This window comes from Desulfurobacterium crinifex (assembly GCF_054656775.1).
This window is the reverse complement of the sequence record NZ_BAAHXO010000004.1, coordinates 188,470-203,660: the sequence shown is the minus strand read 5'-3', so window position 1 is coordinate 203,660 and position 15,191 is coordinate 188,470. Positions and strand designations below refer to the sequence as shown.

At 39.9% G+C, this 15,191-nt stretch carries 18 protein-coding genes; 4 read left to right on the top strand and 14 right to left on the bottom strand.

Annotation, left to right across the window (positions count from 1 at the left end):
• Positions 1 to 471: a universal stress protein gene (locus ACYQ3A_RS02900; RefSeq protein ID WP_459895507.1), complete on the top strand. Its 471-nt coding sequence runs from the start codon at positions 1 to 3 to the stop codon at positions 469 to 471.
• A complete protein-coding gene (locus ACYQ3A_RS02895) occupies positions 471 to 941 on the top strand; it encodes a universal stress protein (RefSeq protein WP_459897424.1) in 471 nt (156 codons plus the stop codon). The genes ACYQ3A_RS02900 and ACYQ3A_RS02895 overlap by 1 nt, the downstream gene beginning before the upstream one ends.
• Here the strand turns inward: ACYQ3A_RS02895 and ACYQ3A_RS02890 are convergent.
• The gene (locus ACYQ3A_RS02890) at positions 938 to 1,705 is read right to left on the bottom strand and encodes a TrmB family transcriptional regulator (protein WP_459895505.1); all 768 of its coding nucleotides are present in this window, start codon (positions 1,703 to 1,705) and stop codon (positions 938 to 940) included. The two genes, ACYQ3A_RS02895 and ACYQ3A_RS02890, sit on opposite strands and share 4 nt — an antisense overlap.
• A 123-nt stretch (positions 1,706 to 1,828) precedes the next feature.
• Here ACYQ3A_RS02890 and ACYQ3A_RS02885 point away from each other — a divergent pair, with 123 nt between their 5' ends.
• Positions 1,829 to 2,545 (top strand): C-GCAxxG-C-C family (seleno)protein, encoded by a 717-nt coding sequence (locus tag ACYQ3A_RS02885; RefSeq protein WP_459895503.1) that lies wholly within the window; start codon positions 1,829 to 1,831, stop codon positions 2,543 to 2,545.
• 63 nt (positions 2,546 to 2,608) lie between these two features.
• Here ACYQ3A_RS02885 and paaI read toward each other — a convergent pair whose 3' ends face one another.
• The 13 genes from paaI to ACYQ3A_RS02820 all read right to left on the bottom strand — a co-directional run bounded on the left by paaI (position 2,609) and on the right by ACYQ3A_RS02820 (position 13,629).
• Complete coding sequence (paaI, locus tag ACYQ3A_RS02880) at positions 2,609 to 3,022, bottom strand: hydroxyphenylacetyl-CoA thioesterase PaaI (protein ID WP_459895502.1); 414 nt, start codon at positions 3,020 to 3,022, stop codon at positions 2,609 to 2,611.
• A gap of 199 nt (positions 3,023 to 3,221) precedes the next feature.
• The gene (locus ACYQ3A_RS02875) at positions 3,222 to 3,848 is read right to left on the bottom strand and encodes a 2-oxoacid:acceptor oxidoreductase family protein (protein ID WP_459895501.1); all 627 of its coding nucleotides are present in this window, start codon (positions 3,846 to 3,848) and stop codon (positions 3,222 to 3,224) included.
• Entirely contained in the window at positions 3,845 to 4,693 is an 849-nt protein-coding gene (locus tag ACYQ3A_RS02870; protein WP_459895499.1) for a 2-oxoacid:ferredoxin oxidoreductase subunit beta, read from the bottom strand. The genes ACYQ3A_RS02875 and ACYQ3A_RS02870 overlap by 4 nt, the downstream gene beginning before the upstream one ends.
• Before the next feature lie 9 nt (positions 4,694 to 4,702).
• The gene (locus ACYQ3A_RS02865; protein WP_459895497.1) at positions 4,703 to 5,845 is read right to left on the bottom strand and encodes a 2-oxoacid:acceptor oxidoreductase subunit alpha; all 1,143 of its coding nucleotides are present in this window, start codon (positions 5,843 to 5,845) and stop codon (positions 4,703 to 4,705) included.
• A gap of 11 nt (positions 5,846 to 5,856) precedes the next feature.
• Positions 5,857 to 6,084: a 4Fe-4S binding protein gene (locus ACYQ3A_RS02860; RefSeq protein ID WP_459895496.1), complete on the bottom strand. Its 228-nt coding sequence runs from the start codon at positions 6,082 to 6,084 to the stop codon at positions 5,857 to 5,859.
• Positions 6,085 to 6,097: 13 nt separating this feature from the next.
• Positions 6,098 to 7,000 carry a succinate--CoA ligase subunit alpha gene (sucD, locus tag ACYQ3A_RS02855; protein WP_459895495.1) on the bottom strand — a complete coding sequence of 301 codons (903 nt, stop codon included), beginning with the start codon at positions 6,998 to 7,000 and terminating at the stop codon, positions 6,098 to 6,100.
• Between the two features lie 18 nt (positions 7,001 to 7,018).
• Complete coding sequence (gene sucC, locus ACYQ3A_RS02850) at positions 7,019 to 8,188, bottom strand: ADP-forming succinate--CoA ligase subunit beta (RefSeq protein WP_459895493.1); 1,170 nt, start codon at positions 8,186 to 8,188, stop codon at positions 7,019 to 7,021.
• A gap of 265 nt (positions 8,189 to 8,453) precedes the next feature.
• On the bottom strand, positions 8,454 to 9,695 hold the full coding sequence (locus tag ACYQ3A_RS02845; protein ID WP_459895492.1) for a (Fe-S)-binding protein: 1,242 nt from the start codon (positions 9,693 to 9,695) through the stop codon (positions 8,454 to 8,456).
• A gap of 113 nt (positions 9,696 to 9,808) precedes the next feature.
• Positions 9,809 to 10,552: a dihydroorotate dehydrogenase electron transfer subunit gene (locus tag ACYQ3A_RS02840; protein WP_459895490.1), complete on the bottom strand. Its 744-nt coding sequence runs from the start codon at positions 10,550 to 10,552 to the stop codon at positions 9,809 to 9,811.
• Position 10,553: 1 nt separating this feature from the next.
• Positions 10,554 to 10,760 carry a DNA-directed RNA polymerase subunit omega gene (rpoZ, locus tag ACYQ3A_RS02835; RefSeq protein WP_459895488.1) on the bottom strand — a complete coding sequence of 69 codons (207 nt, stop codon included), beginning with the start codon at positions 10,758 to 10,760 and terminating at the stop codon, positions 10,554 to 10,556.
• Positions 10,753 to 11,406: a guanylate kinase gene (gene gmk, locus ACYQ3A_RS02830; RefSeq protein WP_459895487.1), complete on the bottom strand. Its 654-nt coding sequence runs from the start codon at positions 11,404 to 11,406 to the stop codon at positions 10,753 to 10,755. The genes rpoZ and gmk overlap by 8 nt, the downstream gene beginning before the upstream one ends.
• A 12-nt stretch (positions 11,407 to 11,418) precedes the next feature.
• Complete coding sequence (locus tag ACYQ3A_RS02825) at positions 11,419 to 12,288, bottom strand: YicC/YloC family endoribonuclease (protein WP_459897423.1); 870 nt, start codon at positions 12,286 to 12,288, stop codon at positions 11,419 to 11,421.
• A gap of 18 nt (positions 12,289 to 12,306) precedes the next feature.
• Positions 12,307 to 13,629 (bottom strand): peptidylprolyl isomerase, encoded by a 1,323-nt coding sequence (locus ACYQ3A_RS02820; RefSeq protein ID WP_459895486.1) that lies wholly within the window; start codon positions 13,627 to 13,629, stop codon positions 12,307 to 12,309.
• 86 nt (positions 13,630 to 13,715) lie between these two features.
• On the opposite strand from ACYQ3A_RS02820, the gene ACYQ3A_RS02815 reads away from it, so the two are divergent.
• On the top strand, positions 13,716 to 14,966 hold the full coding sequence (locus tag ACYQ3A_RS02815) for a tetratricopeptide repeat protein (RefSeq protein WP_459895485.1): 1,251 nt from the start codon (positions 13,716 to 13,718) through the stop codon (positions 14,964 to 14,966).
• The last annotated feature ends 225 nt before the right edge of the window (positions 14,967 to 15,191 follow it).

Sequence of the window (15,191 nt, the reverse complement as noted above, 5' to 3'; positions counted from 1 at the left end):
ATGCCGCTTTTTGAAAAAGTTCTCTATTCGACAGATTTTTCACCGCTTGCTGAATATTCTCTTGACTATGTTAAGAAATTGAAAGAAGCAGGAGCAAAAGAGGTAATTGTTGTTCATGTTGTTGATGATATATCTATAGAGCTTCCTGATGGGGCAGATCTTTTAAGAGAAAAAGAACTATTTAAAATTCTTCCAGAGATTGATCAGGAGTATGTGACATCAATAGTTGAAAGACTGGAGGCTATAAAGCAAGAGCTAGAAAGAGAGAGGCTGTCTGTTAAGCTTTACCTGAAGTATGGAAATATTCCTCGTCAAATCGTGAAAGTGGCAGATGAAGAGAATGTGAAATTAATAGTTATGGGAGCTCACGGTAAAGGTTTACTTACAGAAATAATTCTTGGAAGTGTTTCGACTGACGTGATAAGGAATGCGAACTGTCCTGTTTTAATTGTTAAAAAGAGGGAAGAGTGATGCTTTTCCAGAAGATTCTTTATCCGATAGATTTAGAGAAAGCAAGTTTGGAGGCAAAGCCGTATATTTTCAAATTAAAAGATGCAGGATGTATGGAAGTACATCTTCTCTACGTTATAGTTCCTTCTGAATGGGGATTAATTCCAAGAGGAAACTACAATTCTGAAGAAATGATAGAATCCCTGAAAGCTTCTATGAGTGAAGGATATGTTGATGGATTGAAAAGAAGGTTCAGAAAACTTCAAGAAGTTGCTAAGGAATTTGAAGAAAGGGGCATAAAAGCGTTTATTTCTATAATACCCGGAGAACTCGATGAGGTAATCTCATCTTATGCAGAGGAAAATGACATAAAGCTTGTTGTCCTTGGTGTTTCTGCTGGGTCTTTATCTTTCTTCAAGATAGGAGAAATTGTAGATATAATAAAAGCTTCTACTAAGCCATTGCTTATTGTGAAGAGTAAAGAAGATTAACTTTTTGAAGTGCAATTTTTCCACTGTTGGTCAAAGAAGAGCAGAAATGGTTTTATAATGGCTTCGTTCTCGGTATAAAGGCCGTTTGGGGTTCCTTTTTCGTCGAAGTAAACAATTAAGAGTTTTTTATCATCGGTTATTACGAGATACTGGCAACATGCTGGAGTCTCGCAGTATTCTCCTCCAAGTTTTTTGATTTCCTCCTTACAGGGTTTGTCAAACTCTCCCATTGCAAGAATCTTTACGTGTTTTCTTAGATATTTATCAAGATTTCCTTTGCATCCTAAGGTAAATAGAGGTTTAACCCCAGCGATTTTTACTATTGATTCTGCAGAGCTTATCATTGATAATGCTTGATTTACTATTGATTCTCTTCCTTCAAGTATGAATACTTGGAAGCCTTCGTCAAAAGCAGATTTTACTTCTGGAATTTTTTCCTCAATTTTTTCTATGAGTTTTTTAAGGTTATCTTCCTTTATTTCAAATTCAAGTCTTAGCTGTCTTATTCTGTTATTGAGAGCTTTTCTTGGGGGAAGAGGAATGTATTTCTTGGGATTCGTGTTTTTAACCTGTATAAATCCTTTCCTTTCCAGAGATCTAAGAGCATCATAGACTCTCTGTTGGGGTATTTGAGCTTCTCTGGCGATAGAAGTTGCGGTAGTTTCTCCTAACAGTAACAGAACATAGTAAGCTTTTGCTTCGTAGCTATTAAGATTGTATTCCTTAAGTAGTTTTATAACTTCTTCGTCCAATTGAACTTTCATTCTATCTCCTGACAACTGTTATCTACCACAAGGAGTAGTGGTCAAGGTAAATATTAGAGGAAAGTTGACAAGTGACAACTTAGTTGATAAATTAACCACCAAAAGGTGGTTAAGGAGGAAGCTGTGGACAGAAGAAAATTCTTGAGAGACGGCTTAAAAGTTGGATTAGGTGTTGCTGTGGGTTTTACAGCGGGAAATAGTATTGCGCTGGCAAGTGGAGTAAAAGGGCACCGACAAATGGAACTTCCATATCCATACGTAAAGCTTGATCCTGAAAAAGTTGCTAAAAGGGCTTACCATTACTACAAAAAACACCATTGTGCGTATGCTGTATTTGCTTCAATACTTGATGAGCTTAAAGAGAAAGTTGGAGAGCCGTACACTTATATACCATCTGAGCTTTACGTGTATGGCAAAGGTGGAGTTGTTGGCTGGGGAACAGTATGTGGAGCTTTAAACGGTGCATGTGGAATAATTACATTAACTTGTAAAGGCTACGGAAAAGTTATAGATACACTATTTGATTGGTATACAAAAACGGAACTACCTAACTTCACGCCTGAAGGAAAAGAGGCTTATCCTAAGAGTGTTTCTAATTCTCCACTGTGTCATGTATCTGTTATGAAGTGGTGTAAAGCTGCAACTAACCACTTCAAAAGAACAATAGCTTATAACAGCAAAGAAAGATCAGAAAGATGTGCAAGACTTGCAGCCAGTGTAGCTAAGAAGACAGTTGAGCTTTTAAACGAGTACCACGAAGGCAGGCTCGTTCCTGTAAAAATTGAAGGTTTTCAAAAGACTAAAATGGACTGTAGGGAGTGCCATTCACAAAAGGGATAGATAAGAGATAGTTTAAGAAATAGTTAAAGAAGGGGAGGCAAAGGCTTCCCCTTTTTACACTGCCTACTCAGGTAGAATTTCTTTATCTTTGATGAACACTTGTCCTGTAAATAGTGCAACGAGTTGATTATTTTCTTCTTTTCTTACTTCTATCTGATAAAGTCCAGTTCTTCTTGTTCTATTTAATTCTTTTGCTTCGGCTATAAGCTTTTCGTCTTTAAAAGCAGGGTTTGTAAAGTTTATGTTTGCAGAAATTGCAAGGGCTACTTTTCCATAGCTGTTTGATGCAAGAGCAAAGGCGAAATCTGCAAATGAAAAAATGGCTCCTCCCTGGCAGATTCCAGCAGCGTTCAACATATCTTCTCTGACAACCATGGCAATCTTTGCATAACCCTCTTTTACTTCAATTAGTTCAACGTTCAACCAAACTGCAACTTTGTCATTTTCAAGCATGAATTTTGCGATTTTTTCTACCATGGCAGCTCCATGAAATTTAATTTGTTAATTATTTTAAACAAATTTGCTGATAGAGATAAAGGGCAGTGTATTCAAAAGATGCTTTTTTATCAAAGGGAGAGTATAGAGAATCTTCCTTTCTTAAATGTGGTTTGGAGTTTGGGCATCTAAAGGGGGAGTTACCGAAAATAGTAAGGTCGGGAATACTCCCGACCCGAGTTTATGCTCTCTGAATGGCAGCCTTTCCTAACTTGACGCCTTCAAGAAAAGCTTGTCTGTTGAGGTCAATAAATCTTGAAGGAACGTTCTTCTCTATTGCTTTGAGGAAGCTTTCTTCAGAGATGAGAGGTTTTCCATCAAACTGAAGAGAGCTTGCAACCTGGAAAACTCCAAGAGCTACGATGTTCATTACCTGTCTTCTTCCGAGGACTTCTGCTGCAGTTCTTGCGATGGGAGCGGAAACGATTCTGTACATATTACAGTCAACGCTACACTGAACGAGGTCTTCATCAACTATGACGAGACCTCCTGGCTTTACATTTACAAGAATATCTGCATCCTGCTCGCCACACTCTGGATCAAACTTTACAGGGTTTCTTTTAACCATATCATCGTAAGCTTCCTGGGATTGAATGATCACAGCATCGAGGTTGATGGTTTTAGGAAAGTCTATAGGCTCAGTAGAAATAACTACATCTCCCAAGGAAACACCGCTTCTCATTGCGGCACCGTATGTAGCTGTTTGAGTTGCATTTAGCCCTTCTTCTGCTGCAGCATTTGCAAGAACTACAGCAGCAAGAATAGAACCCTGTCCTGCTGATCCTATAACTCTAACCTCGTATCTCATTTTTGACCTCCAGATAGCGCTTTGACCTGATTCCAGTAAACTTCTGTGTACTCTGGTCTTGAAGTGTCATGGTAGAGTACACCTCTTGGTATCTTTCCTGCTCTTTTTTCTTCAGGGAGTTTTTCCCAAGCCTTTACAGGAAGAGTATTTTCCTTGAACCAGAAGTACATCTCCTCAATAGACATTCTGTTCTTTCTTCCGTAGATAATCGTACATGGAGAAAGAACTTCAATGAGAGAGAAACCTTTGTGCTTAATTCCATCAGCTATGAGTTTTGCTAATTCTGTTGCGTGGTAGGCTGTTCCCCTTGCAACGTAGGTGGCTCCTGCAGCAATTGCCATTTTTGCAATGTCAAAGTTCGGTTCATAGTTACCGTAAGGAGTTGTTGTTGCATAGGAGCCCTTAGGAGTTGTAGGAGAAACCTGTCCACCTGTCATACCGTAGATCCAGTTGTTGATGAGAACAAGTGTTATATCAATATTTCTTCTTGCAGCGTGAATGAAGTGGTTTCCACCAATGGCAAGGGAGTCACCATCTCCTGAAAAGACGATTGTTGTGAGTTCTGGTTTTGCAAGTTTAAGTCCAGTTGCAAAAGCTAAAGCCCTTCCATGTGTTGTGTGGAGTGTGAATCCATCAAAGTAACCTGGAGTTCTTGAAGAACATCCGATACCTGAAACCATTGCAACTTGGTCATTATCGATTCCAAGGTCATGAAGTGCCATACAGGTTGCTCTAAATGCCTGGCCGATACCACAACCAGGACACCAGATAGTTGGCATTTTATCGAGTCTTAGATATTTAAAGTAAGGTTTTTTCTCGATTATTTTTTCCATAGGTATACTCATTTTTACCTCCTACTTAACAATTTCCTCTACTTTTTCGAGAATCTCGTGAGGATAGATTACTTTTCCATTGGCTCTGTTGAGTCTGTAAATGTCACATTCTCCTTTAGCGCATCTTTCTACTTCAAGAACGTACTGTCCCATGTTAAGCTCAGGAACGAGAATTGCCTTTACATGTTTTGCAAGTTTGTTTAAAGTTTCTTCAGGAGAAGGCCAGATTGTTATAGGTCTTAAAAGTCCTGCTTTTATTCCTTTTTCTCTTGCAAGCTGAACTGCTGTTCTTGCAGCCCTTGCTGTTGTACCAAAAGCTACAATTGCAATTTCCGCATCGTCAAGCATGTATTCTTCATTCTTTTCCATTTCTGGTTGACATCTTTGAACCTTTCTTATGAGTCTTTCAATTAATTCTTGGCACATTTCAGGGTTTGTAGTTGGGAAGCCTGTGTAATCGTGGTGAAGTCCTGTAGCGTGTCCTCTGTAGCCTGGTGTTCCGTAGTCTGCTATTGCTGGAACGTCATCTTCTCCAGGCTTGTAAGGGAGGTACTCTTCAGGGGGAACGTCCGGCTGTTTCCTGTTCCAGATTTCAATCTTGTCTTCCGTAAATTGTTCCATGTCAACTGTTTCTCTCATGTGTCCAAGAACTTCGTCAAGGAGAAGAATTACTGGGGTACGGAGTCTCTCGGCCCAGTTGAAAGCTCTGATGGTTTCTTCCATGATTTCTTGAACATTTCCAGGATAGAAGACTGGAATGAGCTTGTCTCCGTGAGTTCCCCACATAGATTGCATAATTTCTTGCTGGCCTATCTGAGTTGGAAGACCTGTTGAAGGACCACCTCTTTGAACATCTACTACTACACATGGGGCTTCAACCATAAAAGCATAGCCAAGGTTTTCCTGCTTTAGAGAAAGGCCTGGACCTGAAGTTGCTGTCATTGCTTTTACACCTGTGAAAGATGCTCCAACAATTGCAGCCATAGAAGCTATTTCATCTTCCATCTGAATAAAAGCTCCTCCTACCTTAGGAAGAAGCTCAGACATCTTTTCAGCAATTTCAGATGAAGGAGTGATTGGATAACCTGCGTAAAATCTACAACCTGCTAAAATCGCTGCTTCAGCACAGGCGTGGTTTCCATACTTAAGCTCAAGCTTTGCCATACTTTCCTCCCTTATGCGCTTTGTATCTCTTCGTATTCTTCAGGAGTGAATACGTAGATGCAGAAATCTGGACAGATCATCTCGCATTGCTTACAGCCGATGCACTTATCAGGATGTGCAACGGTCATGATTGCTCTTACTTTGTCGAGTTCCAAAACCTTTGTAGGGCAGATAGCTGCACAGATATTACACCCTTTACACCATTCCTCTTTAACTACAACAATTCCCTTTGCTGCCATGCTTTCCTCCTTCTTAGATTAAGCCTCTTTCTTTTAGAGCTCTCTCTACAGTCTCTCCAATTACTGCAGGAGTTTCGCAGACGTAAGCTCCAGCAGCTCTTAAAGCTTCCATCTTGCTTTTGGCGTCTCCCTTACCACCAGAGATGATAGCGCCGGCGTGTCCCATTCTTCTTCCGGGAGGTGCCGTTACGCCGGCGATGTATGCGATTACAGGTTTTTCAACGTTTTCTTTTATGTATTCAGCAGCTTCTTCTTCCATAGTTCCACCGATTTCCCCGATAAGAACAATTGCATCAGTTTCAGGGTCGTTGTTAAACATTTCGATCGCTTCTTTGTGGGTTGTTCCTGGAACTGGATCTCCACCGATTCCAATAACTGTTGACTGACCGATTCCCCTTTGAGTTAGCTGGTATGCAGCCTCGTAAGTTAAAGTTCCACTACGGGAAACGATACCAACTCTTCCCTTTTTAAAGATATGTCCGGGCATAATTCCCATTTTACACTCTTCTGGAGTAATAACACCTGGACAGTTTGGTCCTACGTACCTTACTCCTGTTCCTTGTAGAGCTCTCTTAACTTTTACCATGTCATTTACAGGAATTCCTTCTGTAATACAGACAATGAGCTTAATTCCTGCGTCTGCAGCTTCCATGATTGCGTCAGCAGCAAAAGCTGGAGGAACAAAGATTAAAGAAGCATCAGCTCCCGTTTCTTTTACAGCTTCTTCTACCGTATTAAAAACAGGTACCTTGTACTTTTTCTCATCGTCCTCCCAGATTATTCCACCTTTACCAGGTGTAACCCCTGCAACAACTTGTGTTCCATAATCAAGACACTGCTTAGCATGGAAAGAACCTTCTTTTCCTGTAAGTCCCTGAACAACTACTTTCGTATCTTTATTTATAAGTACGCTCATTTCTATCCTCCCCTTATTTTATAGTTCACCTTTGGCAGCTTTTACAGCTTTTTGTGCACCATCAGCCATGTCTTTTGCTGGAATGATGTTTAGACCACTCTCTTCAAGCATTTTTCTACCAAGTTCAACGTTTGTTCCTTCAAGTCTTACGATGAGAGGTCTATCGAGTTCAACCTGCTTTGCAGCTTCAATAATTCCTCCTGCAATCCTATCGCACCTTACGATTCCACCGAAGATGTTTACAAAAATTGCCTTAACGTTTGGATCGGAAAGAAGGAGCTTAAATGCTGCTGCTACTCTTTCAACTGTCGCAGTACCACCAACGTCTAAAAAGTTTGCAGGTTCTCCGCCGTAGTACTTGATTGTATCCATAGTAGCCATTGCAAGACCTGCACCGTTAACCATACAACCGATGTTTCCATCAAGCTTAACGTAGTTGAGATCCCACTTTTTAGCTTCAAGCTCAAGAGGATCAATTTGAGTTGTGTCTTCAAGCTCTTGTATGTCTTTATGTCTAAAGAGTGCATTATCGTCAAAGTCAATTTTTGCATCGAGGCAGATGAAATCTCCTTCTTTTGTCTGAACAAGTGGGTTAATTTCAATAAGGGATGCGTCAAGTTCAAAGTACATTTTGCTTAGAGTCATTGCTATCTTTACAAACTGGGAAAGGAGTTTCTTATCTGTAATTCCAACTTTGTAAGCAATTTTTCTTGCCTGGTATGGAAGAAGACCGATTGCAGGATCGATATGTTCTTTAATGATGAGATCTGGATTTGTCTTTGCTATTTCTTCAATTTCCATTCCACCAGCAGCAGAAACCATTAAGACAGGTCTTGAAACCTCCCTGTCAAGAGTTAGACCTACGTAAAACTCCTTATCTATGTTTACACCAGCTTCGACTAAAACGCAGTTTATTGGAAGACCTTCAGGGTTCTGGTAGGTTTTAAGGCGGCTGCCTATCATTTCAGCAGCAATTTTTCCAGCTTCTTCTAGAGACTTTGCAAGCTTAACTCCTCCAGCCTTTCCCCTTCCTCCAGCGTGAACCTGAGCTTTTACAACAACTACAGGTGTTCCCAGTTCTTTTGCAGCTTCTTCAGCTTCATGAGCATTATGAGCTACAATTCCATTGGGGATTGGTAAGCCGTACTTTTTAAAAATGTCTTTTGCCTGATACTCGTGTATCTTCATTCTTTTCCTCCCGCCAGTGAGTTGGGAACTATTTTAACAAAATTTTTACAAATTTTTAACAAGGTTGAAATAGGAATAATCCATCGTTAAGATGCTATTTGGGGTCATTCTGGGGACTAACTCCGAAGAATCTCTGCTTGAAATCCTTAGAGATTCTTCACCTGCTAAAGCAAGTGCAGAATGACAATTAAAATATCTTTATAATAGAATACCGAAGTAGAGGGAATTCATCAAGGGAGAGCAACAAAAGATAACTTGATTTCAATTATTCAATGCACTTAGCAAGTAGATCCGCAATATGGAGTGATTGGGTTGATGAATCTATTCTCTCGAGGCCTTCGGCGATGTTCATTACGCATCCAGGACATTCTGTAAGAACTGCATCACTTTTGGTTTTCTTTATGTTCTTTGCCTTTTTAATTTGGATTTCTCTTGAAATTTCTGGATGAGAAAGTTTAAATGAGCCTCCCATTCCGCAGCAGTTGTCTGCCTCTTCCAAACTGGTAAACTCAACGTTTCCAACAACTTTTAAAACGTCTAATGGATAGTTCCTTGGAATTTTCTGTCCTCTAACGATGTGGCAAGGATGGTGCCATGTAACTCTTATTTTCTCTGGAAATTTCCACTTACCTATTTCATTAATATTTTCGAAGAGAACCTCTATTAGTTCTCTTGTTTCGTAGGGAAGTTCCTTGTATTCTTTCTTCAAAATGTGTCCGCAGGTTGCACAGGCTGTTACTACAAAGTCAACATCTAATTTTTGTAGCGTTTTGAGGTTTTTTTCTTTCATTTTCTCAAATGTTTTAAGGTCTCCTGAGAAAAATGCTGGAGCTCCACAGCAGTGTTGATCTCGGGGAACAAAGACAGAATATCCAAGAGCGTTTAAAACCTTTACAACGTTCATTGCAGTTTCTGTGTAGAAGTTGTTAAACATACAGCCTGTGAAGAAAACTACTTTTCCCTTTTCATCTCCTTTTGCTCTGTACCATCTGTCTTTATCGTTGAAAGGTTTAGACTTTATTTCGGGAAGAAGAACCTTTCCAAGTCTGGGAACGTTGATTAGGAGCAGTCTGTTCTGTGGACTTTTTGAACTTTTTGTAAAGAGTTTTGTTAGAGGAGCTGTTATCTTTCCAACAGTCTCAAGGAGAGTTCTGTTTGAAAAGAGCATAACTGCTGCTTTTTTTTCTGGTGGTAGTCCAAACTTTTCAACTGCAAGAGCTCGTGCAGAAATGATTATCTTTTCATAGTCAACCATTACCGGGCAAATCTCTGCACACCTGAGACAAGTTGCACAGAGGTTGAAGAACTCAGCAGCCTCTTTGTCAAGCTCAACCTTTCCTTGGTTTATCATGTTTGCAAGAAAGATCTTGCCTCTGGCAACAGAAGGCTCTTCATGGGTAACGTTGAAGACAGGACAGACAGTCCTACAGGAACCACAACGGACGCATCTCTCTATAATTTCATCGCTGATACCAAATATCTTCTTTTCTCTCTCCTTCTCTGTCATTGAGCTCTCCACAAATTAGAAAAGGTTAGCTTTATAAATTTATGAAAAAAACTGACAATTACTAACTAACGGCAGTTCTGGAAAATTTGGAACTTATTTAAGTGGATTGGAGGTCACTCAAACAGAACAAGCTTAGAGTTGAATATAGGCCCTTCTACGCAGCACCTCTGGTAGCCTTTTGTTGTCTTTACAGTGCAACCGAGACAGGCACCAACTCCACAGGCCATTCTCCTGTCAAGGGAGAGAAGGCATTCTACGTTAAGTTTTTCTGCTATCTCTTTTACAGCCTTTAGCATCGGCGTTGGTCCGCAGACAAGCCATTTGTAGTCTGTGTACTTTTCAAGATCAGCAGTTACAAAACCTTTCTTTCCGTAACTTCCATCTTCTGTGTAAACTTCAAAGTCAATGTTGTACTTATTCAGGAATTCGAGTCCGGATAGATTTTCGCTATTTTTCTCTCCGTAGAGAAACTTTACCTCTCTTCCTTTTTCAGAAAAGAGCCTTGCAGCGTAAAAGAGTCCTCCAATCCCAATTCCACCTGCAATGAAAAGGTACCTTTCACTGTCATCTTCAAAGTAGTTCCCAAGGGGCAAGAGAACGGAAACGTTTCCTTCAACCTCTGTCAGGAGTGCAGTCCCCCTTCCATATACTCTGTAGAGGAAGGAGACTGTATTTCCTTCAACATTAAAAATTCCCAGAGGTCTTCGAAGGAGTGGATCAAGCTGCTTTTTATCCCTTACCTGAACCATTCCAAACTGGCCAGGCTTTATCTTTTCCAAGGTGTCTCTATCAACTTCAACAGTTAGAAGATAGTCTCTGCCTGTAATGTGTCTGTTTTCAACTACTGGAAACTCCATGTTAATCTCTCTTAAGACAGATTTTTCCTTCTGCAATTTCCATGAAAGCGATAATTGTCTTTTTGTGGTCTTCTCCTTTTTCGTCCTTTCCGAAGGTGTAGGAGTCAACTGTGTAGAGGTGCCTTGCTCTCTTTGCCGCTACGTGGACTGTTTCGTAGTAGTTTCCAATCTTTTCAACAACAGGCTCTAATGGAATTCTCTTAGACATTTTCAGCCTCCTTTAAAAGCTTCACAATTTCACTATCTTTTACGATTTTTTCAAGCTGTCTTTTGAGTCTTTCAGTTTTGCACTTTTCAGCCGTAATGATAGACCTTAATTTCTCAAAGGCAACCTCAAGAACGTCATTAACCACAAGGTAATCGTAGTAAAGAGCTTTTTCTATTTCATCTCTTGCTATTTTCAATCTCTTTTCTATGGTTTCCTCGTCGTCTGTTCCCCTGCTTCTCAGTCTTCTTTCGAGCTCGCTAAGGGATGGGGGGAGAATGAAGATGAGAACAGCTTCGGGGAAGTTTTTCTTGACCTGAAGAGCTCCCTGAGTGTCTATGTCAAGAAGAATGTCTTTTCCTGCTTCAAGAGCCTTTGTAACCTGACTCTTTGAGGTTCCATAGAGGTTTCCATAAACCTCTGCCCACTCTAAGAAATCTCCTTCGTCTATCATTCTTTCAAAAGTTTCTCTATCGACGAAAAAGTAGTCTTTTCCGTTTATCTCTCCCGATCTTGGCTTTCTTGTTGTATAGGAAACAGAAAACTCCATATCCGGGAAGGCTTTCAGTAGCATGTGACAAAGCGTTGTCTTTCCTGTTCCAGATGGAGCTGAAATGACTATGAGAAGTCCTTTCAGTTTTTCTGACAAGGGAGCCTCCAACTATTCGACGTTTTGAACTTGTTCTTTTATTCTTGCTATCTCTGTTTTTATTTTAATAACAGGATCTGTTATGTCTATCTCTTTTATCTTATTACCCAAAGTGTTGATTTCTCTATGCATCTCCTGACATAGAAAGTCGAGAGTTTTTCCGACCGGTTCAGTTGAATTTAGGAGTTCCCTGAACCTATGGATGTGTGCGTGGAGTCTTGAAATCTCCTCTGAAACATCCTGCTTTTCAGAGAGGAAAGCTACTTCTAATTCGACTCTCTTTTGAAAGTCTTCCGAAATTTCCTCTCCATAGAGGAGTTTCTGTACTTTTTCCTTTAGTTTTTTGAAGAGCTTTTGTTCTATTTCCTCTATCTGAGATTCGAGCTCCTTGAGGATCTTTTCTATTGTTGTAAGTTTCTCCTCAAAGTAGGCTTTGAGCTTTTCTCCTTCTTTTTTCCTTGCTTCATTTACCTCTTTAAGAGCACACCTAAGAGCTTCAAAGAGAACCTCTTTGTACGGTGTGACGTCCAATTCTTCTCTCATGAAAACATCTGGAATTGAGAGGAGATCCTTTAGCGATACGTTAATCTTTTTTCCAGAGAGTGCTCCGATTTTATCGGCAGCTTCAATGTACTTCAGTGCCTCTCCGTAATTTATAGCCACTGGAATTGTTACATCGGGAGAGAGTCTGTAATGGATATGGAGATCAACTTCTCCTCTCTTTATGTACTCTCCAACTGTTCCATTGATATCGTTCAAAAAAGGATTAAAAACTCTTGGAATTGAATATCTAACTCGGAGAGCCTTGCCGTTAAGTGTTCTTATCTCAACTGTTATCTCTATCTCTTGGTTTGACTTTACACACTTTCCAAATCCAGTCATGCTTTTCAAGATACACCTCTACTGGAAGAACTTCTGATTTATTTTGATCGTTGCTTTCTGTCTCAGGAGATTTACAAAGTTCTGGTAGTTACTCTCCGTTTTGGCGTTAAGTATGAAGTTTTTAAGCTTTTCCATTTTATCTTTGTCGAGCTTATCGACTGTCAGTTCTGTAATTGGTTCGAAGACTCCAAATCCGTTTTCGAGAGCTATCAGGAATTTCTTCCCTTTATCTCCCATGAAGAGAGTTTCGACATCCTGAGGGTTCACAGGCTTAAACTGGTCGAAAAATTGTTCCCTCCCGATGGATTCTGTCTTTTCCGAAAAGTTAGAACCTTTTTTAAGAAACTCCTCTGCAGCTTTTCTTGCCATTTCGAGAGCTTTTTTCTCTTTGAGAGTTTCCTCTATCTCTTTTCTGACAGCTTCAAGTGGTTTTACTTTTTCTCCCTCCTTCTTGAAGAAAACGTAGTAGTTGTTCTCATCGCTATAGAAACCAAAGTTTTTTCCTTTGAACTTTTCGGAGATGAGCTTTTTGTCTGTCACTGGCTGAGGATTGAAACTGTTTAGCTCTTCTGTTTTGCCAGTCTTTGCCAGATTGTAAGCCTTTCTGGCAAGATCCTCTGCGCCATTCTCTTTCTTTGGTATCCGTAACAGGAAGTACTGTTCTCCCGTTTTTTCACGGAACTGATTCAAGTTTTTCCTGTAGAACTCTTCTATTTCTTTTTCTGAAACTTCTGGTTTGAAGTCCTTGTTCAGGAAGAGTTTGTATTTGAACTCTCTCTTTCCAAAGGTCTTCCTGTAAAGGTTCTGGAGCTCAAATTCTGTAACTGATGAGGACCTGTTGATAACTGCCATAAGTTTTTCAATCAGCAAGTCTTCTCTTATCATCTCTTCGAAAACTTGAGGAGAGAGTCGGTTTGCTTTTAGAAATTCCCTGTAAAGTTCTTCAGAAAACTTTCCATCTTTTTGGAAGATGGGAAAAGCTCTTATCCTTTCGGCTACAGCCCAGTCGCTGACCTTTATTCCCTCTTTTTCGGCTTCATCAAGGAGGAGCTTTCTTGTTATTAGTCTCTGGAGTGCGGCAATTTTCACGTCCTTGTCTGGAAAAAGTTTTCTGTAGTTCTCTCCAAACTGTTGCTGGAGCTGGTTTACAAGCTGGTTGTACTCCCTGTTAAACTCAATCAGATCTATAGATCTGCCGTTTACAGTTGCTACTTCATTTCCAGAGGGACCAGATACAGATCCTCTTCCCCAGACCAGAAAGATTGTGCCAATGAAAGATGCCGCCACTATCCAGAGGGGAATGCTGAAAGCTCTCATGTTTTTCCTAATTTTTGAAAGCATAAATCCTCCGCTTGCAAATTTATAAGAGAGATTTATACTTAAAATTGAGGTTTATCTCAACCTTAATTATTTCAGGAGAGTTCTTGGTGAAGAAGAGTTTCAAAGAAACACGATTTGAAATGAAACCTATCTTAGAAAAAGCTGAAAATCTAATTAAATCAAAAAACTACAGGAAAGCTGTTGAAGAGCTTGAGAAATATAAAAATAAGATAAGGCATGTTGATTTTTATCTCCTTCTTGCTGAAGCCTACGAAGGGCTTGGAAATAAGGAAAAGGCTGAAACCTATTTTGAAGAAGCAAGATTCCTGGATACAGAACTCCGTTCAAAGGAAAAACTCCAGAGGGGGGTTTCTCTTGCAGCTATAAAGGATTTCAGGGCTGCAGAAAAGGAGCTCCTTGAGTCTGTCAGGTTGAATCCATTTGAAAAGGATGCTTACCTTGAGCTTTACAGGCTCTACAGGGAGATGAGCAACCAAAAAGGAATGATTAAAGCCCTTGAGAGCCTTATGACTGTGGATCCATATAGCGTTTTCCCTTACTTGGAACTTTCAAGATTTTACGGGATAAGGAGACAGTTTAAGAAGGCAGAAAGGGTTCTTCTTTCGGGTATCTCCATAACCGATTCCCCAGAGCTTCATTTTGAACTCGGAAAACTCTACGCTGAAATGGGTAGAGTGGAAGAAGCAAAGGAGGAGCTCTCTGAAGCCTGCAGATTGGATTTCAGGAATGTCGAATATAGACAGAAACTTGCGGAAGTTATGGTAAACAACGAGGAGTATGAAGAGGCTCTGGAAGTTGTGATGTCAACACTGGAGCTCTTTCCCGATGCGGTTTATGTGATTCAAAGTGCTGCAGCTCTCTATGATCTCCTTGGAAAAGAGGAACTTGCTGAGTACTACTACAGGCTTGCAGTTTCAAAGTCAGAAGGGTTTGTTAGGGAAGATGCAATGAAGCTCCTTTCGGAATTTCTGGTTGAGAAGGGAAGGTTTGATCAGGCTGAGGAGCTTCTGAAGGAGATAATTGAAAACACGGATAATATCTGGATTCTCCTTGACTCTTTTTCTGAGCTGGCGATTCTTCTCATTGATCAAGAAAGGTTTAAGGAAATTGCTGAAATGGGTAAGTTTATCTTAAAAAATCCTGAACTTTCGGAAGAGGAGTATTGTGAGATTGCAGAGATAGTAGCAGATGCTCTCTATGAGGAAAAGGAATACGAAGAGGCTATGGAATACTACAAGGAAATTGTTGATTACTCAAAGGATGAAAAGTTGATAAAGAGAGCATACAACAAACTAAGAGAAACTGAAGAGATAATATCCTTAGAAAAGATGCTTTAATTTTTAATCCAATATTGAAAGTCCATTCCCAATCTACTGGGGTAATCAACTTAAGTCTTTAATTAAGTCCGTAAACTACAATGATTGTTCCCAGAAACCTTGTTCTGAAGGTTCCAAAACAGTATTTCCAAGGTATAGTAGTTATCAATCTAAGACTTTTTAAGTTTTAAGTTTCTAAAACTTAATCATTTCTAAAATTTGACATAAATCATTTTTAAATTCTCG